At 67.4% G+C, this 25,937-nt stretch carries 19 protein-coding genes and 1 tRNA gene; 8 read left to right on the top strand and 12 right to left on the bottom strand.

Going from position 1 to position 25,937, the window contains the following annotated elements; all coding sequences use genetic code 11:
* The 3 genes from HWX55_RS28645 to xth all read left to right on the top strand — a co-directional run.
* On the top strand, nt 1–599 hold a 599-nt coding region (locus HWX55_RS28645; protein WP_244140662.1), incomplete at its 5' end, for a hypothetical protein.
* Between the two features lie 56 nt (nt 600–655).
* On the top strand, nt 656–1,381 hold the full coding sequence (locus tag HWX55_RS28640; protein ID WP_175978168.1) for a phosphatidylserine/phosphatidylglycerophosphate/cardiolipin synthase family protein: 726 nt from the start codon (nt 656–658) through the stop codon (nt 1,379–1,381).
* Nucleotides 1,382–1,688: 307 nt separating this feature from the next.
* The gene (xth, locus tag HWX55_RS28635; protein ID WP_175978167.1) at nt 1,689–2,471 is read left to right on the top strand and encodes an exodeoxyribonuclease III; all 783 of its coding nucleotides are present in this window, start codon (nt 1,689–1,691) and stop codon (nt 2,469–2,471) included.
* A 52-nt stretch (nt 2,472–2,523) separates the two neighbouring features.
* Here the strand turns inward: xth and HWX55_RS28630 are convergent, their stop codons facing one another.
* The 4 genes from HWX55_RS28630 to glnA all read right to left on the bottom strand — a co-directional run bounded on the left by HWX55_RS28630 (nt 2,524) and on the right by glnA (nt 8,996).
* Nucleotides 2,524–4,632, bottom strand: coding sequence for a prolyl oligopeptidase family serine peptidase (locus tag HWX55_RS28630; protein ID WP_175978166.1), 2,109 nt, complete (start codon nt 4,630–4,632; stop codon nt 2,524–2,526).
* Nucleotides 4,633–4,724: 92 nt separating this feature from the next.
* Complete coding sequence (gene ntrC, locus HWX55_RS28625; protein ID WP_175978165.1) at nt 4,725–6,239, bottom strand: nitrogen regulation protein NR(I); 1,515 nt, start codon at nt 6,237–6,239, stop codon at nt 4,725–4,727.
* Between the two features lie 37 nt (nt 6,240–6,276).
* The gene (glnL, locus tag HWX55_RS28620) at nt 6,277–7,419 is read right to left on the bottom strand and encodes a nitrogen regulation protein NR(II) (protein ID WP_006478366.1); all 1,143 of its coding nucleotides are present in this window, start codon (nt 7,417–7,419) and stop codon (nt 6,277–6,279) included.
* Nucleotides 7,420–7,580: 161 nt separating this feature from the next.
* Complete coding sequence (gene glnA, locus HWX55_RS28615) at nt 7,581–8,996, bottom strand: type I glutamate--ammonia ligase (protein WP_017331833.1); 1,416 nt, start codon at nt 8,994–8,996, stop codon at nt 7,581–7,583.
* A gap of 405 nt (nt 8,997–9,401) precedes the next feature.
* On the opposite strand from glnA, the gene HWX55_RS28610 reads away from it, so the two are divergent.
* On the top strand, nt 9,402–9,866 hold the full coding sequence (locus HWX55_RS28610; RefSeq protein WP_006478364.1) for a rhodanese-like domain-containing protein: 465 nt from the start codon (nt 9,402–9,404) through the stop codon (nt 9,864–9,866).
* A gap of 122 nt (nt 9,867–9,988) precedes the next feature.
* Here HWX55_RS28610 and HWX55_RS28605 read toward each other — a convergent pair whose 3' ends face one another.
* The 5 genes from HWX55_RS28605 to hrpA form a co-directional block, all read right to left on the bottom strand.
* Nucleotides 9,989–10,804 carry a molybdopterin-binding protein gene (locus HWX55_RS28605; protein WP_050013023.1) on the bottom strand — a complete coding sequence of 272 codons (816 nt, stop codon included), beginning with the start codon at nt 10,802–10,804 and terminating at the stop codon, nt 9,989–9,991.
* Complete coding sequence (locus HWX55_RS28600; RefSeq protein WP_050013024.1) at nt 10,801–11,628, bottom strand: EI24 domain-containing protein; 828 nt, start codon at nt 11,626–11,628, stop codon at nt 10,801–10,803. The genes HWX55_RS28605 and HWX55_RS28600 overlap by 4 nt, the downstream gene beginning before the upstream one ends.
* Nucleotides 11,629–11,754: 126 nt before the next feature.
* Complete coding sequence (locus HWX55_RS28595) at nt 11,755–12,729, bottom strand: sterol desaturase family protein (protein ID WP_124651465.1); 975 nt, start codon at nt 12,727–12,729, stop codon at nt 11,755–11,757.
* A 16-nt stretch (nt 12,730–12,745) separates the two neighbouring features.
* Complete coding sequence (locus tag HWX55_RS28590; RefSeq protein ID WP_175978164.1) at nt 12,746–13,735, bottom strand: beta-propeller fold lactonase family protein; 990 nt, start codon at nt 13,733–13,735, stop codon at nt 12,746–12,748.
* A 154-nt stretch (nt 13,736–13,889) separates the two neighbouring features.
* On the bottom strand, nt 13,890–18,095 hold the full coding sequence (hrpA, locus tag HWX55_RS28585; protein WP_175978163.1) for an ATP-dependent RNA helicase HrpA: 4,206 nt from the start codon (nt 18,093–18,095) through the stop codon (nt 13,890–13,892).
* Nucleotides 18,096–18,118: 23 nt separating this feature from the next.
* Between hrpA and argA the strand changes: the two genes are divergently transcribed.
* Complete coding sequence (gene argA, locus HWX55_RS28580; RefSeq protein ID WP_050013028.1) at nt 18,119–19,498, top strand: amino-acid N-acetyltransferase; 1,380 nt, start codon at nt 18,119–18,121, stop codon at nt 19,496–19,498.
* Nucleotides 19,499–19,549: 51 nt separating this feature from the next.
* Nucleotides 19,550–19,825 carry an oxidative damage protection protein gene (locus HWX55_RS28575; protein ID WP_006478357.1) on the top strand — a complete coding sequence of 92 codons (276 nt, stop codon included), beginning with the start codon at nt 19,550–19,552 and terminating at the stop codon, nt 19,823–19,825.
* 214 nt (nt 19,826–20,039) lie between these two features.
* On the opposite strand, the gene HWX55_RS28570 is transcribed toward HWX55_RS28575, so the two are convergent.
* The 3 genes from HWX55_RS28570 to HWX55_RS28560 all read right to left on the bottom strand — a co-directional run bounded on the left by HWX55_RS28570 (nt 20,040) and on the right by HWX55_RS28560 (nt 24,604).
* A complete protein-coding gene (locus HWX55_RS28570; protein WP_175978162.1) occupies nt 20,040–21,452 on the bottom strand; it encodes an MFS transporter in 1,413 nt (470 codons plus the stop codon).
* A gap of 168 nt (nt 21,453–21,620) precedes the next feature.
* Nucleotides 21,621–22,847 carry a CoA transferase gene (locus HWX55_RS28565; protein WP_175978171.1) on the bottom strand — a complete coding sequence of 409 codons (1,227 nt, stop codon included), beginning with the start codon at nt 22,845–22,847 and terminating at the stop codon, nt 21,621–21,623.
* A 5-nt stretch (nt 22,848–22,852) separates the two neighbouring features.
* Complete coding sequence (locus HWX55_RS28560; RefSeq protein ID WP_175978161.1) at nt 22,853–24,604, bottom strand: acyl-CoA dehydrogenase family protein; 1,752 nt, start codon at nt 24,602–24,604, stop codon at nt 22,853–22,855.
* Between the two features lie 174 nt (nt 24,605–24,778).
* On the opposite strand from HWX55_RS28560, the gene HWX55_RS28555 reads away from it, so the two are divergent.
* Nucleotides 24,779–25,681 (top strand): LysR family transcriptional regulator, encoded by a 903-nt coding sequence (locus HWX55_RS28555; RefSeq protein ID WP_175978160.1) that lies wholly within the window; start codon nt 24,779–24,781, stop codon nt 25,679–25,681.
* A gap of 98 nt (nt 25,682–25,779) precedes the next feature.
* Nucleotides 25,780–25,854, top strand: a tRNA-Val gene (locus HWX55_RS28550).
* Nucleotides 25,855–25,937: the final 83 nt, after the last annotated feature.

Raw genomic sequence — 25,937 nt, 5'->3', positions numbered from 1 at the left:
CGCAAGCGGGGCATCCGGCACGATTCGTCAGCAACTCAGCGGCCAATCGCATACGAAACCCTTTTAAACAGTGCCCCGATCGTCGGAACGAGGCGCTTTTCAACAGCCTGCTAGGTGCTGTCGCCCTCCCCGTACTAATTATCGTGGCCGTCGTATTCACAGCGATGGCCGTCGTTGGCGGCGTCTACGCCTTGCTCGGTCCCTTCCGAGAGAAACATAAACAGTCCGCCTTAGAGCAACGGCGTGCAGTCCGTCGCAAGGAACAAGATGAGCGACGCGAGCAGGCGCAAGAGGTCGCCATTGCCCAATTGGACCACCTGTCCAAGGAAGAAATCGCGGTGGTCGCAAAGGCCCTGCGCGGTGGCTCACCTTCCTTCTATACCTACGTGTACAGCCCGCCTGTCAGCATGCTGCAGGGAAAACGACTCGTATGGACTCCAGGCGGTTCACATCATCAAGACCATTATCCGTTCAGCTTTCATGATTTCGTTTGGAAGGTACTACTGGAACGCAAAGACGAGTTCATCGCGAAGGAAACGGAACATAAGCGCGCCGAAGAAGAGCGGAAGTTGGGCGAATACCGATCGCGCGGTTACTGAAGCGGCCTGCGGCATCACGGCATGCCTCTGTTGACTATCTTAATATTCTTGCCTCCATGAGCCTTGATCCCGAATCGCTTTACGTGCAGTTGGGCCGTCTAGTTGAGACGACACCTGATTTGACGCGCCTAGGTCCCATTTCCGCTGAGACGAACCAGTGGCTGGGGCGAGCGGCCGCGCTGGTTGAGGCGAGCGGGGATTTGGGCGACTTGGTTACCTTAAAGGTGGCTGCGCAAAACCTAGATTCGGTACTGCGCGAGTCGAACGCACAAATCGTCGTGGCTATCGTCCATAGGGCGCTCGCGAGGGCCGAACTGAAGGCCCCTGCAACTTCGCAGGGGGCGTTCATCCCCGTTGGAGAATCGTTTTCCGCATTCGCGGCGGTATCGAAAATTCTGACTACGGCGCGCCTAGACGTCCTGATCGTTGATCCATACGCAGACGCTAAGGTATTGACGGATTTTGCAGTGCTAGCACCTGAAGGTGTGCCGGTCCGCGTTCTGTCTGATGCAGGAAGCGCGAAAACGAGCCTGAAACCTGCCGCTGAAAACTGGCGAAAGCAGTACGGCACGACCAGGCCGCTCGAAATTCGGCTCACCGCAGCTCGAAGCCTGCACGACCGTCTCATCGCAATAGACGAGGTACAGGCGTGGACTCTCACGCAATCACTGAAGGACTTTGCGGCGCGTTCGCCAGCCTCTATTGTGAGGGTGGATAGTGAAACTGCCGGCCTGAAAATCGAAGCCTATGCCGTCCTCTGGGCGGATGCGACGCCACTGTAACAACGTGCCCCCGGAAAAGCGGCCTGCGAACACAGCGCCTAGGATAGGACCGTCGACTCGGTCGCTGGCAAAGTGTTGCGGAAGCTGAAGTAGCGCGAAGACGCATGGCGACGAAGCGATGTGTGATGGCTCGCATCGGCACCCAACAGGGCTGCCAACTGGCAGCCCTGTTTGCTTTCCACGACGTATGTCAGACTGGCGGCGCATGAATGAACGTGATGTTGCGTGAACACATCAATTTTCGGGGTACCTATCGGGGTATAAAAACCGAAAAAAAACATATTCTCAATAAATTCAAGGGTTTACATTGCCACTCAAAATCGCCACCTGGAACGTCAACTCGCTCAACGTCCGCAAACAGCACGTGCTCGACTGGCTCGCGCAAAGCGGCGCCGACGTACTGTGCCTGCAGGAACTGAAGCTGCCGGACGAGAAATTCCCGCGCGCCGATCTCGAGGCGGCCGGCTACCGCAGCTGGTTCACCGGCCAGAAGACCTACAACGGCGTCGCGATCCTCGTGCGCGACACGCTCGCCGTCGACGAATCGGACGTCGTGCGCAACATCCCCGGCTTCGAGGATTCGCAGCAGCGCGTGATCGCCGCGACGGTCGACGGCGTGCGCATCGTGTCCGCGTACTTCCCGAACGGCCAGGCGCTCGACTCCGACAAGTTCGTCTACAAGATGCAGTGGCTCGACGCACTGCAGGCATGGCTGCGCACCGAGCTGCAGCGCTACCCGAAGCTCGCGCTGCTCGGCGACTACAACATCGCGCCGGAAGACCGCGACGTGCACGATCCTGCGAAATGGGAAGGCCAGAACCTCGTGTCGCCGCAGGAGCGCGCGCATTTCGCGCAGCTGATCGAACTCGGCTTCGTCGACGCGTTCCGCCGCTTCGAACAGCCCGAGAAAACCTTCACGTGGTGGGACTACCGGATGATGGCGTTCCGCCGCAACGCGGGGCTGCGTATCGATCACATCCTGCTGTCGCCGGCGCTCGCGGCGACCTGCGCGTCGTGCGAGGTCGATCGCGTGCCGCGCACGTGGGAACAGCCGTCCGACCACACGCCCGTCGTCGCGATCGTCGGCTGATCGTCCAGGACCTGTTCACGCCGATAACAGGCCCCAGGCCGCCCGCGCGCGATCAGCGCCGCGCGGGCGCCGGCCCGAGATGGGCCCACAGAAAGCCGAATTCGGCTGCGTCGGCTTCCGCGCGTTCGAGATCGTCGGCGCTGCCGTGGCCGCCGTCGGTGTTCTCCCAGTACCACACCCGTTCGTGACCGAGCGCCTGCATGCGCGCGGCCATCTTGCGCGCATGCGCGGGATGCACGCGGTCGTCGCGCGTCGACGTCGTCAGCAGCAACGGCGGATACGCGACGTCTGCGCGCACGCGGTGATACGGCGAATACGCGGCCAGCGCCGCGCCTTCGCGCGGATCGTCGGGGTCGCCGTATTCGTCGAGCCATGCGGCGCCCGCGTGCAGCTTCGGATAGCGCTGCATGTCGAGCAGCGGCACGCGGCACAGCACCGCGCCGAACAGCTCGGGCCGCTGCACCATGCACGCGGCGACCAGCAGCCCGCCGTTGCTGCCGCCCTCGATCCCGAGCTGCGCGGCGTGCGTCACGCCGGTCGCGACGAGATCCTCGGCGACCGCGATGAAATCGTCGAACGAACGCTGCCGGTGTTCGCGCTGCGCGTCGACGTGCCAGCGCGGCCCGAATTCGCCGCCGCCGCGGATGTGCGCGAACGCCATCACGCCGCCGCGCTCGAGCCAGCCGATGCCGAACGCATCGCTGTAGCCCGGCAGGTTCGGAATCGCGAAGCCGCCATAGCCCGACAGCAGGCACGGCCGCGCGACACGCGCCCTGCCTTCCGGTGCATCGAGGGCATCGCGCGGACCGATCAACGTGTACGGCACCACCGTGCCGTCGCGCGAACGCGCGCTCGCGCGGCGGACGACGAGCCCGGCCGCATCGAACTGCACCGGCGGCCGGTCGAGCAGCACGCGGCGCGATGGCGCATCGTCCGCGCGATCGGCAAGATCGGCCAGCCAGCATTCGGGCGGATCGAGATAGGTGTCGACGTCGACGTACACCTCGTCGTTCAGCGTCGACTCGACGGGTTCGACGTCGATCTGCGCGTCGCCCGGCCAGTCGAACGGCCGCGCGTCCCACGTCCATGACCCGTCTTCTGCTTGCTTCGGCTGCCACAGCATCGTGCGGTTGTGCACGTCGTCGAGCCAGCTCGCGATCAACGTCGTGCGCGTGTGCGTCCACGTACAGGCGGACGTCGTCGGGCGCGGCGCGAACAACGTCGTGAATTCGCGCGCACCGGCGAGGAACGCCTGCTCGCGGATCGCGAGCAGCGAGCCGCCCGCGTGGCGCACGCCGTTGCACTCCCAGTCGAGGCGCGGCTCCAGCACGAGCCAGCCTTCCCAGAACCCGACCTCGACATGCGTCGGCACGTCGTAGCGCGCCCATTCGCCCGCATCGGTCAGCCGGTACGCGTGCGCGTCGAAGAAGTCGACGCTGCGCCACGCGACGTGGCGGCGGTCGATCGGGTCGTACCATGCGCCGGCGCTGATGTCGTCCGGCTCGCCGCTGAACACGACGGGCGCATCGGCGAGCGCGGTGCCGCGTACCCAGCGCCGCGCCTCATACGGATAACCGGCCGCGGTCGCATGCGCTTCGCCGCGATCCCAGCTCACGTACACGGTGTCGCGGTCGATCCAGCCGACCGTGTGATGGCCCGGCGCGTCGATCGTGAACCCGCCGTCGACGAACCGCCGCTCAACGAGATCGAATTCGCGCACGACGACCGCGTCGGCGCCGCCCGGCGACAGCGACAGCAGCACGCGATCGCCGTCCGGATACAGGATCGCGTCCTGCTCGAACACCCACGATTCGCCCTCTTCGGCGCCGAGCGCGTCGACGTCGAGCAGCGTTTCCCACGCCGGCTGGCCGGCCCGCCAGTCGGCCCAGCGCGTGCGGCGCCACAGTCCCTTCGGATGGAGATCGTCCTGCCACAGGTCGTATGCCCAGTCGCGCCAGCGGGTCGGAATCACCGGGCGTTCGCGCGGCAGATACGCTTTCGCGAGACGTGCGGTCAACGCACGATATTCATCGTCGTCGCGCAGCGCGGCGCGCGTGCGCGCATTCTGCTCGTCGACCCACGTGCGGGCGCGCTTGCTGTCGAGTGCTTCGAGGAAACGGAACGGGTCGGCCCCGGCGGGCCAGCGGAAGGAGTCGGACATGGAGGATCGGCGGGATGGCAAACGGCGTGCAAACCGCGATTATGTCCGATCGCGGCATGCGCGGGCCCGCGCATGCCGCGAATCGTGCTCGGTCAGGGCTCCAGATGGAGTTCCTGGATCTTGCGCGTGATCGTGTTGCGGCCGATGCCGAGCCGCTCCGCGGCTTCGACCTTGCGGCCGCGCGTGAAGTCGAGCGCCTCGCGGATCACGGCCGCCTCGAAACGGCGCGCGAGTTCGTCCATCACGTCGGCCGAGTTCTCGCGCAACAGCCGCGCGACTTCGGTGCGCAGCCCGTGCTCCCACAGCGGGTAGCCGGTCGGCGCGCTGCCGTTCGCCGCGCTCGCGACCGGCGCGGCCGTCGGCGCTGCACCGATCGCGGCAGGCGCCGCCGTCGCGTGGCTGCCGCTGCCGTGCAGGTCCGCGCCGTCGCCCGTCGCGACGACCGGCGCACCGGCTGGCACGAGGTCGGGCGGCAGGTCCTTGATCTCGACCGTCTGCGCAGGCGCCATCACGGTCAGCCAGTTCGCGAGATTCTCGAGCTGCCGCACGTTGCCGGGAAACGGCAGCGACGTCAGGTACGCGAGCGCGTCGTCGGACACGCGCTTCGGCTCGACGCCGAGATCGCGCGCGCTCTTCTGCAGGAAGTGGCGCGTGAGCAGCGCGATGTCCTCGCTGCGTTCGCGCAGCGGCGGCAGACGCAGCCGGATCACGTTGAGCCGGTGGTAAAGGTCCTCGCGGAACAGCCCCTGCCGCACGCGCGACTCGAGATTCTGGTGCGTCGCCGCGATCACGCGTACGTTCGCGCGCAGCGGGTTGTGACCGCCTACGCGATAGAACTGCCCGTCCGACAGCACGCGCAACAGGCGCGTCTGCAGGTCGAACGGCATGTCGCCGATTTCATCGAGGAACAGCGTGCCGTTCTCGGCCTGCTCGAACCGGCCCTGCCGCGTCGTCTGCGCGCCGGTGAACGCGCCGCGCTCATGGCCGAACAGTTCGGATTCGAGCAGATCCTTCGGAATCGCCGCCGTGTTCAGCGCGATGAACGGCCCGTTCGCGCGCGGGCTGTGACGGTGCAGCGCCCGCGCGACGAGCTCCTTGCCGGTGCCCGACTCGCCGGTGATCAACACGGTCGCGGCCGAATGCGACAGCCGGCCGATCGCGCGGAACATGTCCTGCATCGCGGGCGCCTGGCCGAGCATCTCCGGCGCCTCGGCCACGCGCTCGTCCTGCGGCGCGCCGCCGCGCAGGCTTTCTTCCACCGCGCGACGGATCAGCTCGACCGCCTTGTCGACGTCGAACGGCTTCGCGAGATATTCGAACGCGCCGCCCTGGAACGCCGCGACGGCGCTGTCGAGATCGGAGAACGCCGTCATGATGATGACGGGCAGGCCCGGCAGCCGCTCGTGCATCGCCTGCAGCAATTCGAGGCCCGAGCCGCCCGGCATCCGGATGTCGGACACGAGCACCTGCGGCGTCTCGTGGTCGAGCGCGGCCAGCGCGTCGCGCACGTTCGCGAAGCTCTTCGTCGCGAAGCTGTCCCGGGCGAGTGCCTTTTCAAGCACCCAGCGGATCGATTGGTCGTCGTCTACTATCCAGATCGGCTTCATAGGTCGGTCAGGTATGGGTGAATCGCAATGCCGCCGCTCAATGGTCGAGCGGCAGCAGAATCTGAAATTCGGTACGTCCGGGCCGGCTTTCGACCTCGATCATCCCGTCGTGCTGCTGGACAAACGTCTGCGCGAGCGTGAGGCCGAGGCCGCTGCCGTCGTCGCGTCCGGACACGAGCGGGTAGAAGATCCGGTCGCGGATCTCCTCCGGAATGCCGGGCCCGTTATCGACCACGTGCAAGTCCAGTGCCAGCTTGTACAGGCGCTTCGCGATCGTGATCTTGCGCGCGATGCGCGTGCGCAGCTCGATCTTCGCGTCGCCCTGCGCGATTCGTTCGCGCAGCGCCTGCGCGGCGTTGCGCACGATGTTCAGCAGCGCCTGGATCAACTGCTCCTTGTCGCCGCGCAGGTCCGGCACGCTCACGTCGTAATCGCGCTCGATCGTGAGCCCGCGCGGGAATTCCGCGAGCATCACCGCGCGCACGCGTTCGCATACTTCATGAATGTTCACGTCGCCGACGATGTGCGGATGCCGGTGCGGCTCCAGCAACCGGTCGACGAGCGTCTGCAGGCGGTCGGACTCCTTGATGATCACCTGCGTGTATTCGCGCAACTCGCCGCGCTCGCGCTCGCCCAGTTCGAATTCGAGCAGCTGGGCCGCGCCGCGAATGCCGCCGAGCGGATTCTTGATCTCGTGCGCGAGATTGCGGATCAGTTGCTTGTTGACCGCGGTCAGGTCGTGGATGCGCTCTTCCCGATCGGTGCGCGACTGCCGTTCGTTCTCGAACAGCTCGACGAGCACGAAATCGGGCGCGCTCTCGAGGAAGCCGACGATCGCATGCACGTGCAGCGGTTCGCGGCCGGGCCGGTCGAGCACGGTATCGAGGTGCGTCGCGTGAAAGCGTTCCTGGCCGATCGCGGTGATCGTCGACGCGAGCTCGTTCGCGTTCGGGAAAATCTCGCCCCACGGCCGCTGCGCGAGCTGCCGCCGCGAGATGTCGAGCATCGCCTCCGCGGACGGGTTCGCGAACGCGACCCGCAGCGTCTTGCGGTCGAGCACGATCACGACCGTCGGCAGCGCTTCGAGCCCCGCCAGCAGACCCGAGCGCGCGAGCCGCTCGTCGTCCGTCAGTCGTTCGGGCTGCCCCGTTTTCGCCTTGATCAGATTCTTCAGAACCATCTGCGTGCTTGTCGCGCCTCACCGGGCCAGAAAATGAAAATCGTCGGAACAAAAAAGGGACGGCCGGACGCCGTCCCCTTTCAGACTCCGCCGCTCCCGCCGCCAACCGCGCGACGGGAACGAACCGGCATGACGGCGCTGAATCGAAGCGCCATCGCCGATTAGAGCGAGTAGTACATCTCGAACTCGATCGGGTGCGTCGTCATGCGGAACTTCGCCAGCTCCTGCTCCTTCAGCGCGAGGTACGCGTCGATCATGCCGTCGGTGAACACGCCACCGCGGGTCAGGAACTCGCGATCCTTGTCGAGCGCTTCGAGTGCCTGGTCGAGGCCCGCGCACACGGTCGGGATCTTTGCATCCTCTTCCGGCGGCAGGTCGTACAGGTTCTTGTCCGCGGCTTCGCCCGGATGGATCTTGTTCTGGATCCCGTCGAGGCCGGCCATCATCAGTGCCGTGAAGCACAGGTACGGGTTCGCCATCGGATCCGGGAAGCGCGTTTCGATACGGCGGCCCTTCGGGTTCGACACGTGCGGAATGCGGATCGATGCCGAACGGTTGCGTGCCGAGTAAGCGAGCTTGACCGGTGCTTCGAAGTGCGGGACCAGACGCTTGTACGAGTTCGTCGTCGGGTTCGTGATCGCATTCAGTGCACGCGCGTGCTTGATGATGCCGCCGATGTAGAACAGCGCCAGTTCCGACAGGCCGGCGTAGCCGTTGCCCGCGAACAGGTTCTGGCCGTCCTTCCAGATCGACTGGTGAACGTGCATGCCCGAACCGTTGTCGCCGACGACCGGCTTCGGCATGAACGTCGCCGTCTTGCCGTACGAGTGCGCGACGTTATGGATGATGTACTTCGACCATTGCGTCCAGTCGGCGCGCTGCACCAGCGTCGAGAACTTCGTGCCGATTTCGTTCTGGCCCTGGCCCGCCACTTCGTGGTGGTGCACTTCGACCGGGATGCCGAGCTGTTCGAGCAGCAGGCACATTTCCGAACGCATGTCCTGGAACGTGTCGACCGGCGCGACCGGGAAGTAGCCGCCCTTCGTGCCCGGACGGTGGCCCGTGTTGCCGCCTTCGAATTCCTTGCCTGCCGACCACGGCGCTTCTTCCGAGTTGATCTTCACGAAGCAGCCCGACATGTCCGTGTTCCACTGGACCGAGTCGAAAATGAAGAATTCCGGTTCCGGACCGAAGTACGCCGTATCGCCGATACCCGTGCTCTTCAGGTACGCTTCGCCGCGCTTCGCGAGCGAACGCGGATCGCGCTCGTAGCCCTTGCCGTCGGCCGGCTCGACCACGTCGCAGGTCAGCACGAGGGTCGACTCTTCATAGAACGGGTCGACGAAGGCAGCGCTCGGATCCGGCATGAGCAGCATGTCCGACGCCTCGATGCCCTTCCAGCCCGCGATCGACGAACCGTCGAATGCATGACCGCTTTCGAACTTGTCTTCGTCAAACGCCGAAACCGGCACCGACACGTGCTGTTCCTTGCCGCGCGTGTCCGTGAAGCGGAAATCGACAAACTTGACGTCCTCGTCCTTCACGAGCTGCATGACGTCGGCGACGGTTTTACTCATAACCTCTTCTCCTGATTGAACAATTCCGGCGGACTGGGAAACCGCCTCGTTTATCGAGCTGACCGGGGTCTTGCTTTGGCGCAGCGCGCCCCGATTCGACCGAATTCTATATAGCAGCTTCCGTGCCAACCATCGCAAAACCGACGCGAATCACGCCGGCCCGCGCCGCAGCGGGGCTTCGCTGCGCGATTCCGGGGCCGGGCGCCGCACCGGCGATGGCGACATCGCACCGTGATGGTGCAATCGATCGAACACATCCGCGCAACGCGATCATTCTGGTGCATGCCGCCCATTCTGCACCGTTTTGGTGAGCGCGTGTCCGGCCCGCGCACCGTGCCGCCTCCGGACGTTCGTGCGGCGGCGTCGCGCTAGAATGGCCGTTTGACCGATACGGAGACCCCTGCCATGAGTACGCTGGACCAGCTTTACGCGAAGGCCGACGAACGCCGCGCACAAGGCGCGCTCAACTATGCCGGCGCGCTGCTGCCGGTCGAGGCATTCGAACTGCTGCAGCTCGACCCATCCGCGCGCCTCGTCGACGTGCGCACGCGCGCCGAGCTCGACTGGATCGGCCGCCCGCTCGTCGGCGACGGCCAGTACCTGCACCTCGAATGGACGCGCTACCCGGGCGGCGTGCCGAACGCCGAATTCGTCAACGAACTGAAGGCGGCCCTCCCGGCCGATACGCCGATCCTGTTCCTGTGCCGCAGCGCCGCGCGCTCGAAGCTCGCGGCGGTCGCGTCCGCGCAGGCCGGCTTCACGAAGGCGTTCGACCTGCTCGAAGGCTTCGAAGGCGCGAAGGACGCCGAAGGCCACCGCAAGACGGTCGACGGCTGGTGCTTCCGCAAACTGCCGTGGATCGGCGCCTGACGGCGCGCCGCGCCTGCCGGTTGCGACAGCCTCATCGTCGAGCCGCGCGATGACATGCCGATGACGGGCCGCGTTGCGCGGCCCGTTGCTTTTGGTGCGGCCGGGTTGTTGCAGGCCGCCGCTCAAGCGCGCGGCGTGTCGGGCTCGACGACGTCGCCGCCGAGCAGGTGCACGCCTTCGCGCAGCTTCACGAACGCGGCCGCGACCGCTTCCGGCTCGCCCTTCACGCCGAGATCGATGTGACGGCGCGCATAGATGCCGCCGCGCTCCGCGTCGCCGACGCTCGGCAGGCTGAACACGCGCACGCCCGGGAAATCGCGCTCGATCTTCTCCATCAGCGGCGTGAGCGTCGATTCCGGCAGCTCGAACACGTACAGCGAGCGCTCGGCATGCGGCGTCGCGTGATGCAGATGCGCGTACTTCGTATCGAGCACCCATTCGATCATCGGCCATGCCATCACCGGGAAGCCCGGCACGAAGTGGAGATCGCCGACCGAGAAGCCCGGAATCCGGTTATAGCCGTTCGGGATGATCGTCGCGCCGGCCGGGAACACGCCCATGTTGAAGCGATGCTGGTTTTCCGGCGACTCGAAGTCGACCGGCGTGGCCGGATCGGTGTGCGTTTCGCGGATCCGTTCCGAAATCAACGCCTTCGCGTCCGGATGCAGCTCGAGCGGCACGCCGAGCGCGGCGGCCGCGCACTGGCGCGTATGGTCGTCCGGCGTCGCGCCGATCCCGCCCGTCGAGAACACGATGTCGCCCGACGCGATCGCACGCGCGAGCGTCGCGGTGATGCGCGCCGGATCGTCGCCGACGTATTCGGCCCAGTCGAGCGCGAGGCCGCGCGCGCCGAGCAGCTCGATGACCTTCGCCAGATGCTTGTCCTGCCGGCGGCCCGAAAGGATTTCGTCGCCGATGATGATGATGCCGATGCTCATGCCTGCCCCATGTCGATTGCGGTAGCGCGCGCACTGGCGCGCAGGTCTTCCAGCGCGCGCAGGCAGTAGTGCCCGAACCACAGCGCCGAGAAGACGAGGATGAAAGCGTAAACCCAGATCATGGCGGCCGCGACGAACGGGAACAGCACCATCATCCAGACCGACGAGACCCACACGAAGGTCGGCACGGTGCCGAGCAGCCCGGTCGCGACGCCGATGCCGATCAGCGGCCAGCGATGCCGGCGCACGAGCGCCCGGCGCTCGTCGCGGCTCGCGTGCAGCGCGAGCGCGTCGTAGGTCATCACGCGGTACGTGAGCCAGCCCCAGATCACCGGCGGCAGCAGCGCGAAGAACGGCGGAATCAGCCACAGCGGGATCGTGACGACGAGCAGCACGACGCCGACGATCGCCGCGCCGAGCGAATTGACCACGCTGCCGAGGAAGGTGCCGCCCCGCTTCGGCTCGAGCGCCGCGAACTGCCGGTTCGACAGGTGCTTGATCACGACCGGCATCGAGATCGTCGCGATCAGCAGCAGCACGGTCAGCACGATCAGCGGGATCGCGAGCGACACGACCACGAACGGCGCGACGACCGCATGCAGCTGCGACATGCCGATCGCATCGAACGCGCGATACAGCGCGGCCGTCAGCACGAAACCGTCGAGCGCGCCGCGCGCGAGATCCAGCAGCGTCTGCCACGAGAACCACAGCACGACGCCCCACAGCAGCGCCGACACGACGAACGGCATCAGGGTGAGCCACAGCATGCGCGGGTGCAGCGCGCTGGCGAGCGCCCGGACGAAGGAACGCAGCAGGTCGTTCATGCGAGCCTATGAAATCGGGATTGACGGAGAAAAACGGGGAAAGGATAAACCACACGGCCCGCGTGCGCCAAAGCGCAGGCGGGCCGGGTGGGAAAGCCGTTCAACGGGAGAGCGGCCCGCTCGGGATCAGGCCGACGCCGCGCCGCGCTTCGCGGGGAACAGGCGCCGGAAGATCCGCACGAACGCGAGGCCGTGCTGCGACCAGAAGCCGTCGCCGTAGGACACGCCGTCGACCTGCTCGCGGATGCCGGTCGGCTCGACCGTGCGGTTCCACGACGCGGTGCCGAACATCATGTCCCACCACGGGAACAGCACGCCGAAGTTGCAGCCGTACTTGGTGCCTTCGTGGCCGTAGCCGACCGCATGGTGCCGGCGGTGGAAGATCGGGCTGACGAGCAGGCGCTCGCCGATGCGGCCGTACGACAGCCGAGCATTCGTATGCTGGATGCTCTGCAGGAAGTTCGTGACCGCGGTCAGCACGACGAACTGCGACGGCGTCACGCCGATCACGAGCGCGATCGCCGCGAAGAAGCACGACTGGAGCACGTCGTCGAGCAGGTGATTGCGGTCGTCGCACCACAGCGACATCTGCCGCTGGCTGTGATGAACCGCGTGCAGCTCCCACCAGATGCCGAACTTGTGCTGCCAGCGGTGATACCAGTAGCCGGCGAAATCGAGCACGACGAGGTAGATCGCGAACGCGACGATCGGCTGCGAGGTCACGCCCGGCCACAGATAGTCGAGGTTCACGTTCGCGACGCCGTGCAGGCGCAGCCATGCCTGGAGGTTGTCGAACACCGGCTGCAGCGCGAAGAAGAAGAACAGCGTGTAGATGCCGAGCTTCGAGATCGCGGTGTAGATCACGTCGACCCGCACCGCGCGGCGGTTCTTCCAGCGCTCGACCGGCAGCAGCGCCTCGAGCGGGCGCAGCAGCGCGAACATCAGCACCATCTGCAGCGCGCCGACGATCACCCAGTACAGCGCATCGTAGGTGTCCTCGTCGTAGTCCATCAGGTTGAACTTGAAGAGGAGCGGCTGCACGACGTCGACGTACAGCCAGGTCTGGATGTCCGACACGAACGCATCGATCAGGTGCAGCATCGTTCGCCTCCGCCCGTCACGCGCCGTTCGCCGCCTTCCACGGCGCGCGGTCGTAGAAGTAGATGCCGTGCGGCGAGCGGCCGACGGCGATCGTCTGCACCAGCTTGCGCGAGGCCAGATCGATGATCCCGACCTTCTTCGCGAAACGGAACGTCACCCACAGCGTCTTCTTGTCGGCGGACAGCTCCATGTCGTCGGGGCCCGGCAGCAGGCCGGTGATGTCGCCGACCTTGGTGAGCGTGATCTCGTCGATGATGCTGATCGTGTTCGCGACGCGGTTCGTGATCGCGACGTGCGTGCCGTCGGCGAGCGAGCGGAAGTTGTGCGCGCCCTTGCCCGTCTGGATCGTCTTCACGACCTTCTGATTGCGCCAGTCGACGACCGCGACGTAATCGGCGCCCGTCATGCCGACCAGCAGGTATTTGTCATCCGGCGTCATCCACAGGCCCGCCGGCACCTTGCCGACCGGCATCTTCCACTTGACCGTCTGCGTCGCGAGGTCGACCGCCGCGATCTCGCCGGACACCTGCAGCGACACGAGCACGGTCTTGCTGTCCTTCGTGAACGCGAGGTGGCTCGGCATCACCGCGAGCGGCAGGCGCTTCACGAGATGCAGGTCGCGGCCGTCGTAGCTGTAGATGTCGAGCCGGTCGAGGCGCAGCCCGGTCGACACGAACCACTTCTTGTCGGGCGAAAAGCCCAGCTGGTACGGATCCTCGATGCCTTCGACCGTGCGCTGCAGCTTGCCCGTCTTCGGATCGACGAACATCAGGCTGTTCGAGACCGAATTTGCGACGATCAGTGACGCATTGTCGGGCGTCGCCATCAAATGGTGCGGCTCCTTCCCGGTCGGCATCGTGGAAACGACCTCGCGGGACTGCTGGTCGATCAGGGAAAGCGTCGCTTCGGCCGAATTCAGGACGATCACGTTGTTCGCGTGTGCGGCGGGCGCCAGCACGGCGGCGGCCAGCGCAAGCGTGCGGCCGAAGGAAAGGAAAGTGCGCATGAAGACTCACGTCGTGGAACAGCAGTGATTGTAGAACGTTCGGCGGGCCCCTCCGGTTGACCCATGCCGGTATTGCGGCGCTTTTGCGTCACCTCGTCGCACGCCGCGGTGCAGGCCCGGGCCGGCCGTCGAGGCCCGGCCCACCGCTGTCGCGCTAGCGCTGCATCGACTCCCAGACCTTGTGCAAACGCTTGACAGAGACCGGCATCGGCGTGCGCAGTTCCTGCGCGAACAGCGAAATCCGCAGTTCCTCGAGCAGCCAGCGGAATTCCGCGAGCCGCGCATCGGCGACGCCGCCGCGCTGCGACACCGCGCGCTGGTACTGCTGGGCGAGCGGCAGCAGGTCGGCCGACTGCTTCGCGTCGCGCGCCGGATCGGCCTTCAGCTTGTCGATCCGCAGCGCGATGCCCTTCAGGTAGCGCGGGAAATGCGCAAGCTGCGCGTAAGGCGTGTCGATCACGAAGCGCTTGCCGACCAGCGCGGCCAGTTGCTGCTGCAGGTCCGCATGGGCCTGCGCGAACGGCTTCGCCTGCGCGAGCTTCTTCACGAGCCCCGCGTATTCGGCCAGGATCTGCCCGACGAGCCGCGCGATTTCCTGCGCGAGCAGGTTCAGGCGGCTGCGGCCCTCGTCGCGGCGCGCGTGGAAGCTCGCGTCGTCGTCGGGCAGCGGGTCCTGCAGGCATGCGCGGTCGAGCGCCGTGTCGATCAGCTGGTCGCGCAGCTCGTCCTGCGTGCCGAGCGACATGTACTGCATCGCCATCTCGCGCAGGCCCGGCAGGTTCTTTTCCAGGAACTTGATCGGCTCCTTCAGCTGCAGCGCGAACAGCCGCCGCAAGCCGGCCCGGTGGATGCGCGCGGCCTCCTCCGGCGAATCGAACACCTCGACGTCGCAATGCGTGCCGCGGTCGACGAGCGCCGGATAGCCGTACAGCGTCTGGCCGCGCCGGCGGATTTCCAGCAGCTCGGGCAGCTTGCCGAAATTCCACGTCGTCAGGTTCTCGTACAGCGCGGTCGCGCCGGTTTCGGCCGGGGCGGCCGTCTGCGGCGCCGCGCCCTTGCCCGGCTTGCCGCCCCGCGCCGCCGAACCCGGCGGGGCGGCGGGCGCGGCCGTGTCGCCTGCGTCGCCCGCGCCCGCGTCGCCGCCGGTCGCGATCGTCGACGCCGCCGCGATCTTCTGGAACTGCTGCTGCGCCTGCGCGCCCAGCTCCTGGCGAAGCTGCGCGAGATTGCGCCCCATCGCGAGCTGGCGGCCATGCTCGTCGATCACCTTGAAATTCATGAACAGGTGCGCGGGCAACGTCTCGAGCTTGAAGTCGGCCGTTTTCATCGCGACCTGCGTCTCGCCGCGCACGTCGGCGATCAGCGCCTCGACGAGCCCGCCCGCACCGAAGCGCTCGCGCCCCATCCGCTCGACGAAGCCGGCCGCGTACTCGGGCAGCGGCACGCAGTGCCGGCGCAGCTTCTGCGGCAGCGACTTCAGCAGCAACTGCACCTTTTCCTTCAGCATCCCGGGCACGAGCCACTCGCAGCGGCGCGCGTCGACCTGGTTCAGCGCGTAGAGCGGCACCGCGAGCGTCACGCCGTCGCGCGGCGTGCCGGGCTCGAAGTGGTACGTGAGCGCCATCTCGACGCCAGCCATCGTCGCGCGCTTCGGGAACAGGTCGGTCGTCACGCCGGCCGCCTCGTGGCGCATCAGGTCGTCGCGCGACAGGTACAGCAGCCGCTGCTTGTCGTCGGGCTGACCGCCCTTCTTCACTTCGTCGCGATACCAGCGCTCGAACGCGGCGCCCGTATGGATGCCTTCCGGGATCGCGTGGTCGTAGTACGCGTAGATCAGCTCGTCGTCGACCAGCACGTCCTGGCGGCGCGACTTGTGCTCGAGCTGCTCGATGTCGGCGAGCAGCTTGCGGTTGTGCGCGAAGAACGGCAGCTTCGTGTCGAATTCCCCTTCGACCAGCGCGCCGCGGATGAACAGCTCGCGCGCGCGCGCCGGGTCCTGCTTGCCGAACGCGACGCGCCGCCGGTGGTAGATCGGCAGCCCGTACAGCGTCGCGCGCTCGAACGCGCTGACCTGTGCCGGACGCTTCTCCCAATGCGGCTCCGACAGCGACTTCTTCAGCAGGTGCGCGCCGATCTTCTCGACCCACTCCGGCTCGATCTTCGCGAGGCAGCGCGCGTACAGCCGGCTCGTCTCGACGAGCTCGGCCGCCATCACCCAGCGGCCGGCCTTCTTCGCGAGCGCGGAGCCCGGCCACAGGTAGAACTTGATCCCGCGTGCGCCGAGGTAATGCGGATCGTCGTCGGCCTTCATCCCGAGGTTGCCGAGCAGGCCCGTCAACAGGGCCAGATGGATCTGCTCGTAGGTGGCCTCGACTTCGTTCAACCGCCAGCCATGCTCGCGCACGACCGTCAGCAGCTGCGAATGGACGTCGCGCCACTCGCGCAGCCGCAGGTGCGACAGGAAGTTCTGCCGGCACGCGTCGATCAGCTGGCGATTCGACTTCTTGTGCGCGACGGCCTCTTCGAACCACGCCCAGATCTTCAGCCACTGCAAGAATTCGGAGCGCTCGTCCGCGAACCGGCGATGCGCCTGGTCGGCCTGCTCCTGCGCTTCGATCGGGCGGTCGCGCGGGTCCTGCACGGACAGCGCGCTCGCGATGATCAGCACCTCGCGCAACGACTGCTGGTCGCGCGCGGCGAGAATCATCCGGCCGACGCGCGGGTCGAGCGGCAGCCGCGCGAGTTCGCGGCCGAGCGGCGTCAGCGCGTTGTCGTCGTCGACCGCGCCGAGCTCGTTGAGCAACTGATAACCGTCCGCGATCGCGCGGCCGGGCGGCGGCTCGAGGAACGGGAACGATTCGATCGCGGTCAGGTGCAGCGACTTCATCCGCAGGATCACCGACGCGAGCGACGAGCGCAGGATTTCCGGATCGGTGAAGCGCGCACGCGCCTGATAGTCGCTTTCCTCGTACAAGCGGATGCAGATGCCGTCGGCCACGCGGCCGCAACGGCCCGCGCGCTGGTTCGCGGCGGCCTGCGAGATCGACTCGACCTGCAACTGCTCGACTTTGTTCCGGTACGAATAGCGCTTCACGCGTGCAAGGCCGGTGTCGACCACGTAGCGGATGCCCGGCACCGTCAGCGAGGTTTCGGCCACGTTGGTCGCAAGCACGATCCGGCGCGCGTTCGACGCCTTGAACACCTTGTCCTGGTCGGCCGCCGACAGCCGCGCGAACAGCGGCAGAATCTCGGTGTGCGGCGGATGGTGCTTGCGCAGCGCCTCGGCCGCCTCGCGAATCTCGCGCTCGCCGGGCAGGAACACCAGCACGTCGCCGGGGCCCTCTCGGCACAGCTCGTCGACCGCGTCGACGATCGCGTCCATCAGGTCGCGTTCGGCTTCGCGCGCGGTCTTCACGCGGTCGCGGCCGCCCGTCCCCTCGGCGTTCTTCACCGCTGGGCGATCCTCGGCCACCGGGCGGTAACGCATCTCGACCGGATACAGCCGCCCGCTCACCTCGATCACGGGCGCCGGACGCTCCTCGGTGCCGAAATGGCGCGCGAAGCGGTCGGCGTCGATCGTCGCGGACGTGACGATCAGCTTCAGGTCCGGCCGCCTCGGCAGGATTTCCTTCAGATAGCCGAGCAGGAAGTCGATGTTCAGGCTGCGCTCGTGCGCCTCGTCGATGATCAGCGTGTCGTACGCTTTCAGCAGCGGATCGGTCTGCGTCTCGGCGAGCAGGATGCCGTCCGTCATCAGCTTCACGGACGCGCCCGGCGCGAGATTGTCGGTGAAGCGCACCTTGTAGCCGACCACCTCGCCGAACGGCGTGCCGAGTTCCTCGGCGATCCGGCGGCCGGTCGACGACGCGGCCAGGCGCCGCGGCTGCGTATGGCCGATCAGGCCGGTGCCGCCGGCGCCGAGGCCGCGGCCGAGATCGAGACAGATCTTCGGCAACTGCGTGGTCTTGCCCGAGCCGGTTTCGCCGCAGACGATGACAACCTGATGACCGGCGATCGCGCGCGCGATTTCGTCGCGCTTGCCCGACACGGGCAGGCTTTCGGGGTAGGTGATCAGCGGGACGGGATTCGGCGGGACTGCCGCGCGCGGTGCACGCTCGCGGCGCGGGGCGCGCTCGCCGGTTGACTGCGGCGCGCCCTTCGCGGCCGGCTGGCGGGCGTCGCCGCGCCGTTCGTCATTGCGCGGCCCGCGCGGCGCGGGTGCCGGCTTGCCCGCCGGCGTGCCCTGCTGCTGGCGCTGCGGCCGGCCCTGCTGCTCGCGCGCATCGGCCGCACCATCCGGGTGCTTCGCCGACGGCGTATTGGCCCGCGTCGGCGCGGGACTTTTAGAAACATTCGACATGGGGGCGCATTATAATCCCGCCCATGAATTCCCAAACCGACCTCCCTCCCGCCCAGACCGGCGCCGCGACGCCGCCGGCCGCCGACGATTCGGCCGCCAGCCACGCGCAGTTCGTCGACTGGATGCGCTCCGTCGCGCCCTATATCCACAAGTTCCGCAACAGCACGTTCGTCGTGGGGTTCGGCGGCGAGGTGGTGCAGCAGGGGCTGCTGAATGCGCTCGTGTCCGACATCGCGCTGCTGCAGGCGATGGGCATCCAGATCGTGCTCGTGCACGGCTCGCGCCCGCAGGTCGAGGAGCAACTGAGCCTGCACGGTGTCGAATCCGAGTTTTCGCACGGGCTGCGCATCACCGATGCGCGCGCGCTCGAATCGGCGAAGGAAGCGGCCGGCGAAGTGCGTCTCGACATCGAGGCCGCGATCAGCCAGGGTCTGCCGAACTCGCCGATGGCGCACGCGCACATCAGCGTCGTGTCGGGCAACTTCGTGACCGCGCGGCCGGTGGGGATTCTCGACGGGGTCGATTTCGCGCACACGGGCATCGTGCGCAAGATCGACGCCGAATCGATCCGTCATTCGCTCGCGAGCCGCAAGCTCGTGCTGCTGTCGCCGCTCGGTTTCTCGCCGACCGGCGAGGCGTTCAACCTGTCGATGGAAGACGTCGCGTCGGCGGCCGCGATCGCGCTGCGCGCCGACAAGATCATCTTCCTGACCGAAGGGCCCGGCATCGTCGGCGACGAAGGCGAGCTGGTGCGTGAAATGTCGCTCGACGCGGCGGCCGAGCTGCTCGATTCCGGCAACATCCAAGGCGACGACGCATTCTTCCTCAAGCATTCGATCCGCGCATGCCGCGGCGGCGTGACCCGCGCGCACTTGATCCCGCAGTCGCTCGACGGCAGCATGCTGCTCGAACTGTTCCTGCACGACGGCGTCGGCACGATGATCTCGTACGAGAACCTCGAGAGCCTGCGCGAAGCGACGCCGGACGACGTCGGCGGCATCCTGTCGCTGATCGAGCCGCTCGAGTCGGACGGCACGCTGGTGCGACGCGGCCGCCACCAGATCGAACGCGACATCGATCACTTCTCGGTGATCGAGCACGATGGCGTGCTGTTCGGCTGCGCGGCGCTGTACCCGTACCAGCAGGAGAAGATCGGCGAGATGGCGTGCCTGACGGTCGCGCCGGAAGCGCAAGGCTCGGGCGACGGCGAACGTCTGCTCAAGCGCATCGAGCAGCGCGCCCGCGCGCGCGGCCTCACGCACATCTTCGTGCTCACGACGCGCACCGAGCACTGGTTCCTCAAGCGCGGTTTCGTCAAGGTCAGCGTCGACGACCTGCCGGAAGACCGCCGCAAACTCTATAACTGGCAGCGCAAGTCGCTCGTGCTGATGAAGCAGCTCTGAGTGCAGGCACGACTGCCCTTCCCCCCAGACCGATTACAGGAGAAGTACACGATGGCTCGAATGATCCAATGCGCGAAGCTCGGCAAGGAAGCCGAAGGCCTCGATTTCCCGCCGCTGCCGGGCGAACTCGGCAAGCGCATTTACGAGAGCGTCTCGAAGGAAGCGTGGCAAGGCTGGCTCAAGCAGCAGACGATGCTGATCAACGAAAACCGCCTGAACATGGCCGACCCGCGTGCGCGCCAGTACCTGATGAAGCAGACGGAGAAGTACTTCTTCGGCGACGGCGCGGACCAGGCGTCCGGCTACGTGCCGCCGACGGAAGGCTAAAGCGACGCGACTCGCGACGGCCGGCCGTACCGGCGGCGTCGCGACGTGAAGCCAATGTCCAGGCAAACGGCACCGTGTATCGCACGGTGCCGTTTGCTTTTGGGAATGCGTGATCCGGCGCCAGCGAAGGTAACGCGACGCGCGGCCCGCCGGGCGCCCGATGCCGCGGAATCGCCGAATCGCCACCTCGCCGCATCGCACCGGCCTGCCCGGCTCAACCTGCCGGCTTCAACGTGCCGCGATCGTCGGGTTGCGCGGCTTCGCCTGCGGGGCTCCCCGCCCCCGTACTCTCGGTGCCCCACTCGGCCGCATCGCTGCGCTCGGCGCTCGACAGTTCGTCGGCGCGATACCCGGTGCGATTGAGCAGCGCCAGCATGCACGCGAGCGACACGAGCGCATACAGCCCCGACGCGATCGCGACGCCGACGATGCTGCCGGTCGCGTTGAGGATCGCCTGCGCGAGCACCGGCGTGCCGCCGCCGACGACCAGCGCGCTCAACTGATACGCAAGCGACAGGCCCGTATAGCGGATGTTGGCCGGGAACACGCGCGCGAGCACGCCGCCGACCGCGCCGTAGAACATCGCCGACGGAATCGTCGAAATGCACATGCCCGCGACAGCGACCCAGTACGAACGCGTCGCGAGCGCATGGAACATCACCGGCATCAGCACGATCTCGGGAACCAGGATCCAGCACATCGCGCGCCGCATGTCGACTTTCGATACGAACCACGCGCCGACCGGCTGCATCAGAAATTGCACGACGAGCGAGATCGACAGGATGCCGAGGAACGTGCCCTGCGCGTAACCGAGCTCCCTGGTCGCCCACGACAGCGCGAACGTGCTGCGGAAATACGTGACGTTGATCACCGGCAGCGTGCCGGCCGCGAGCAGCACGACGACCCAGTGGTCGCGCACGACGTCGCGTAGCGGCAGCTTCACCGTGCGCTTGCGCGCCAGCACGCGCTGCATGTCGACCGACTCCTCGAGCCGCAGCCGGATCACCATCCCGATGATCACGAGCACGGCCGACAGCAGGAACGGAATGCGCCAGCCCCACATCAGGAACGACGGCGTCGGCAGCGCACTCAGCGCGAAGAACGCGGCCGTGGCCAGCAGGTTGCCGGTGGGCGAGCCCTGCTGCGCGAACGCCGCATACAGGATGCTGCGATGCTTCGGCGCATTCTCGCTCGCGATCAGCACCGCGCCGCCCCACTCGCCGCCGACCGCGATGCCCTGCAGCACGCGCAGCACGACGAGGCCCGCGGGCGCCCATACGCCGATCGACGCATAGCCGGGCAGCAGGCCGATGCCGGTCGTCGCGAGCCCCATCATCACCAGCGTGATCACGAGCGCGGTCTTGCGGCCGACGCGATCGCCGAGATGGCCGAACACGATCCCGCCGAGCGGCCGCGCGGCGAAGCCGGCCCAGAACGTGACGAACGCGAGCAGCGTCGCGACGCCGGGGTCCATCGTGCTGGAAAAGAACACCTTGCCGAACACGAGCGCGGCGGCCGTGCCGTAGATGTAGAAGTCGTACCACTCGATCGTGGTGCCGACGAACGCCGCGAGGGCGGCGCGGCCGGGCCGCGGCTGCGCGGCGGGCGGGGATTGCGGACGGCTCATCGATGTCTCCATGTTTGTTCGGCTGCGCGACTGTCGCGCGCGTTGCCGGATGGCCGGCCTTGCGCCGCCGGCTGGCGGGATTGCGCTACGTTGCGTTGCCCGGGGTTGAGGTTGACGTTGCGATCGGTCGGTTCGGGGCGACGCGCATCTGCGGATTTCGCAGGCCCGTCATGTCTCGTCCGGCGCGACCTTCAGCACGCCCGCATCGAGCAATTGCTGCTGGAGCGCGCGATCGACGCCGAGACGGTCGAGCACCGCGCGCGTGTCGCGGCCGAGCGCGGGCGGCGCCGACCGGTAGGTCGCCGGCGTACGCGACAGCTTCACCGGCGACGCGGTGCCGCGATACGCGCCGATCTCGACGAACAGCTCGCGGTGCAGCGCATGCGGATCGTGCGCGACGTCGGCTACCGTGCGCACCGGCCCGCACGGCACGCCGGCCGCCATCAGGTCGCGCGCGAGCGGCTCGCACGCGTGCGCGGCGAGCCGCGCTTCCAGTTCGACCTTCAACTGCGGCCGGTGCGCGCAGCGGCTGCGGTTATCGACGAAGCGCGGGTCGCTGGCGAGCGCCGGCGCACCGAGATGTGCGACGAGCCGCGCGAACTGCCGGTCGTTGCCCACCGCGAGGAAAATCGGCACGGTCGCCGTGCGGTAGCTGTCGTACGGCGCGATGTTCGGATGCGCGTTGCCGCTGCGTTCCGGCACGCGGCCCGACCCGAAGAAATTCGGCAGGTGCGGATGCAGCAGCGACACGCCGCAGTCGTACAGCGCCACGTCGATCGACTGGCCGCGCCCGCTCTTTTCGCGCTCCGCGAGCGCCAGCAGGATGCCGGCGAGCGCGTTCAGCCCCGTGACCATGTCGACGATCGGCAAGCCGATGCGTGTCGCGGCGCCGTCACGCTCGCCGTTCACGCTCATCAGCCCGGCCATCGCCTGGATCACCGCGTCGTAGCCCGGCAGGCCGCCAAGCGGGCCGTCGTCGCCGAAGCCGGTCACCGCGCAATGGATCAGCCGCGGGAAGCGCGGCTGCAGGTCGCGCGCGTAGTCCATCCCCCAGCGCGCGAGCGTCCCGGGCTTGAAGTTCTCGACGAGCACGTCGGCGTCTTCGAGCAGGCGCCACAGGATCGCGCGCCCTTCGTCGTGCGACAGGTCGAGCGCGAGCCCCTCCTTGTTGCGGTTCACGCCCATGAAGTACCAGGCCGTGTCGCCGAGGAACGGCGGCCCCCAGCCGCGCGTCTCGTCGCCGTCGGGCGGCTCGATCTTGATCACCGTCGCGCCGTGGTCGGCGAGCGCCTGTGTGCAGTACGGGCCGCCGAGCACGCGGCTCAGGTCGACGACCTTCAGGTCGTGCAGTGCGCCGCGCGTGGTGTTCGCCGTTGCCGCCTGTGTCGCTGTCATCGTGCTCATCGTTCGACCTCCGGCAGCAGGTCGAGCGCCATGTCGAGCGGCACCGGCGTGCCACGCAGCAGCGCATCGGACACGGCCGACTCATCGTCGCGCGATGCCGGTGCGAGCGGATCGACCGGCAGCAGCTTGTGCCGCACGATCAGGTGCGCGAGCGCGAGACGCCTGAAATCCGGCGCGAGCCGCGCGCCCTCGCAGGCCATCAGCACGGCCGCGCTCGCGTAATACAGCGCGGACGCCGCCTGCCGCACGCGCGCGTCGTCGCCTTCCTCGGCGACCCGTGCGAGCGCATCGCACGCCCGCGCCAGAATGCGCCGCAGCGCCGTGCGGCTCGCGTCGGGCAGCGGCGCCGCGCCCAGACGATCGCCGAGGAACGTGCGCAGCGCGTCGAGCGCATGCTCGCGCTGCGCGGCGCGCGCGACGTCGAGCGCGACGATGTTGCTCGTGCCTTCCCAGATCGAGCCGAGGTGCGCGTCGCGCACGAGCCGTGCGTCGCTCCATTCCTCGATATAGCCGGTGCCACCGCGCACTTCCATCGCGTCGCCCGTCACGCGGCGCGCGTCGCGGCACGCGCGGAACTTGATCAGCGGCGTCAGGATCCGCACGCAGCGCGCCGCCTGCTCGTCGCCCGCATCGGCCTGCGGCAGCAGCAGCGCGATCTGCATGAACATCGCGCGCGCGGCTTCGGCCGGCAGCAGCATCTTCATCAGCTGGCGCTGCATCAGCGGCATCTCGATCAGCTTGCGGCCGAACGCGTCGCGATGCGCGGCGACGTGCAGCGCTTCGTTCAGCGCGCGCCGCATCAGCCCCGCAGCGCGCACGCCGTTCGACAGACGCGACATGTTGATCATGTCGGCCATCTGGTGAAAGCCGCGGCCGATCTCGCCGATCAGGTAGGCCTGCGCGCCTTCGAGCGCGATCTCGCCGCTCGCCATCGAACGGCTGCCGAGCTTGTCCTTCAGGCGCACGATCCGGTACGCGTTGCGCGTGCCGTCCGGCAGCGTCTTCGGCAGCAGGAACAGCGCGAGCCCCTTGATGCCGTCCGGCGCACCGTCGGGCCGCGCGAGCACCATCGCGAGATCGGCGTCCGCGTTCGAACAGAACCACTTGTCGCCGGTCAGGCGCCAGACGGTCTCGCCGTGCGCGTCGGTTTCGCGGGTCGCGCGCGTCGCGATCCGGCCGACGTCGGACCCGGCCGCCTGCTCGGTCATGAACATCGCGCCCTGGTACAGCGTGTCGAAGTCGCGCGACGCGAGCCTCGGCAGGTAGCGCGCGACGAGCGCGGGATCGCCGAAGCGGCGCAGCGTGCGCGTCAGCGAATCGGTCATGCTGACCGGGCAGCACAATCCGAATTCCGCCTGCACGAACAGGAACGTCAGCGCGTACTTGACGAGCGGCGGCACCGCATCGGGCTGATGGCTCAGCGACGCAAGCCCGAGTTCCGCATACGCGACACGTTCGAGCGCGACGTACGCCGGATCCTTGTCGATCCGCTGCACGGCCTCGCCGCGCCGGTTGCGATGCTCGAGCACGGGCGGATGCTTGTCCGCGCGCGACGCCCATTCGTCGAGTTCGCCCGATACGCGCGCGCCGAGCGCGCGCAGCCGCGGCTCGAGTTCGGCATAGTGCGCGTCGCCGAGATGCAGCTTCAGCAATGCGCCGAGATCGGGATCGACGGTGAAGAAATTGAGACCCCGGCTGTCGGGGATATTGGATGCGCCGGGGTCCGGCGTGCGAGCGGTGTCGTTCATGCGTGCGTCTCCTGGATTGCCTGCGCAGGTGCCCGGGCCGCGTGCCGCAGCGCCCGGCCGGTCCTGCGTCAAGCCTTCCGAAGAGCGTAGGCGTGCGGTCGATAAGCGTCCAATACAGGATTTATCCGGTACGATAGATATCGCTTATCGACGCCGACGCCGGGAGGAGACACCGTGGAACTGAGGCAGTTGCGCTACTTCGTGGCGGTCGCCGAGGAGCTGCACTTCGGGCGCGCGGCGAAGCGCCTGTTCATCTCGCAGCCGGCGCTGAGTTTCGACATCCGCAAGTTCGAGGACGCGCTCGGCGTGCAGCTCTTCTCGCGCACCAACAAGACCGTCGCGCTGACCAACGCGGGCGAGGTGCTGCTCGGCGAAGCGCGCCGGCTGCTGCTGCAGGCGGCCGAAGCCGAGCGCCTGACGGTGCGCTCCGCGTCCGGCCTCGCGGGCCGGCTGCGGATCGGCTTCGTCCACTCGATGCTGTATCGCGGGCTGCCCGATGCGGTGCGGCGCTTCGAGGCCGACTATCCGGGCGTCGAGGTCGTGCTGAGCGAGATGAACACGCACGCGCAGGTGCAGGCGATCCAGCGCGGCCAGATCGATCTCGGCTATGCGCACTGGGGCCGCTTCCCGCCCGACGTCGAATCGGTGCTCGTCTATGCGGAGCCGTTCGTGTGCTGCCTGCCGGCCGCGCATCCGCTCGCGCGGCGCAGGCAGGTCGCGCTCGCCTCGCTGGCCGCGGAACCGTTCATCCTGTTTCCGCGCGACGCCGCGCCGCACTATCACGACCTGATCATCGCGCAGTGCGTGAACGCCGGGTTCAGCCCGCTGATCCGTCACGAGGCGCGGCTGTGGCAGACGATCCTGTCGATGATCGAGTTCGGGATGGGTATCGCGCTGGTGCCGCGCGTGCTGCAGCAGGCGAAAAGCGACCGGCTCGCGTTCTTGCCGCTGAAGGACGCGTCGCTCGAATCGCGCACGCTCGCGCTGAAACGCAGCGGCACCGCCGAACCGGTCGCGCTGCGCTTTGCCGGCTACGTGCGCGCATCGATCGACGCGCTGCCGGCGCTCGCGGGCTGAACACGCGGCCTGCGAACCGGTGCTTGCGGGCATTTGAAAAAATTTGCAGAAAGGGCTTTACGAACCCCAAAAGCTCTGACATAATTTGATTCTTCTTTGGGCGGTTAGCTCAGCGGTAGAGCACTGCCTTCACACGGCAGGGGTCACTGGTTCGATCCCAGTACCGCCCACCAAAGAATTCAAGGGCCTGCGTCTCACGATGCAGGCCCTTTTCGTTTTGGCGGCACGCGTGTCCGGCGCAATACGGGCGCCGCGT

This window comes from Burkholderia sp. BCC1047, from assembly GCF_902833155.1.
GTDB classification, from domain to species: Bacteria; Pseudomonadota; Gammaproteobacteria; order Burkholderiales; family Burkholderiaceae; genus Burkholderia; species Burkholderia sola.
Note: the sequence above shows the minus strand (reverse complement) of the source record. Positions and strands in the feature narration are given on the sequence as shown.

Coding starts and splice junctions, on each gene's coding strand:
- hrpA (WP_175978163.1), bottom strand. CDS start 18,095: ATGTCGAATGTTTCTAAAAGTCCCGCGCCGACGCGGGCCAATACGCCG.
- HWX55_RS28595 (WP_124651465.1), bottom strand. CDS start 12,729: ATGCTGCACCTGATCGATGCGTTCGTGTCGGACATCCAGACCTGGCTG.
- HWX55_RS28565 (WP_175978171.1), bottom strand. CDS start 22,847: ATGACAGCGACACAGGCGGCAACGGCGAACACCACGCGCGGCGCACTG.
- HWX55_RS28610 (WP_006478364.1), top strand. CDS start 9,402: ATGAGTACGCTGGACCAGCTTTACGCGAAGGCCGACGAACGCCGCGCA.
- HWX55_RS28575 (WP_006478357.1), top strand. CDS start 19,550: ATGGCTCGAATGATCCAATGCGCGAAGCTCGGCAAGGAAGCCGAAGGC.
- HWX55_RS28570 (WP_175978162.1), bottom strand. CDS start 21,452: ATGAGCCGTCCGCAATCCCCGCCCGCCGCGCAGCCGCGGCCCGGCCGC.
- glnL (WP_006478366.1), bottom strand. CDS start 7,419: ATGGTTCTGAAGAATCTGATCAAGGCGAAAACGGGGCAGCCCGAACGA.
- argA (WP_050013028.1), top strand. CDS start 18,119: ATGAATTCCCAAACCGACCTCCCTCCCGCCCAGACCGGCGCCGCGACG.
- ntrC (WP_175978165.1), bottom strand. CDS start 6,239: ATGAAGCCGATCTGGATAGTAGACGACGACCAATCGATCCGCTGGGTG.
- glnA (WP_017331833.1), bottom strand. CDS start 8,996: ATGAGTAAAACCGTCGCCGACGTCATGCAGCTCGTGAAGGACGAGGAC.
- HWX55_RS28560 (WP_175978161.1), bottom strand. CDS start 24,604: ATGAACGACACCGCTCGCACGCCGGACCCCGGCGCATCCAATATCCCC.
- HWX55_RS28605 (WP_050013023.1), bottom strand. CDS start 10,804: ATGAGCATCGGCATCATCATCATCGGCGACGAAATCCTTTCGGGCCGC.
- HWX55_RS28630 (WP_175978166.1), bottom strand. CDS start 4,632: ATGTCCGACTCCTTCCGCTGGCCCGCCGGGGCCGACCCGTTCCGTTTC.
- HWX55_RS28640 (WP_175978168.1), top strand. CDS start 656: ATGAGCCTTGATCCCGAATCGCTTTACGTGCAGTTGGGCCGTCTAGTT.
- HWX55_RS28590 (WP_175978164.1), bottom strand. CDS start 13,735: ATGCGCACTTTCCTTTCCTTCGGCCGCACGCTTGCGCTGGCCGCCGCC.
- HWX55_RS28600 (WP_050013024.1), bottom strand. CDS start 11,628: ATGAACGACCTGCTGCGTTCCTTCGTCCGGGCGCTCGCCAGCGCGCTG.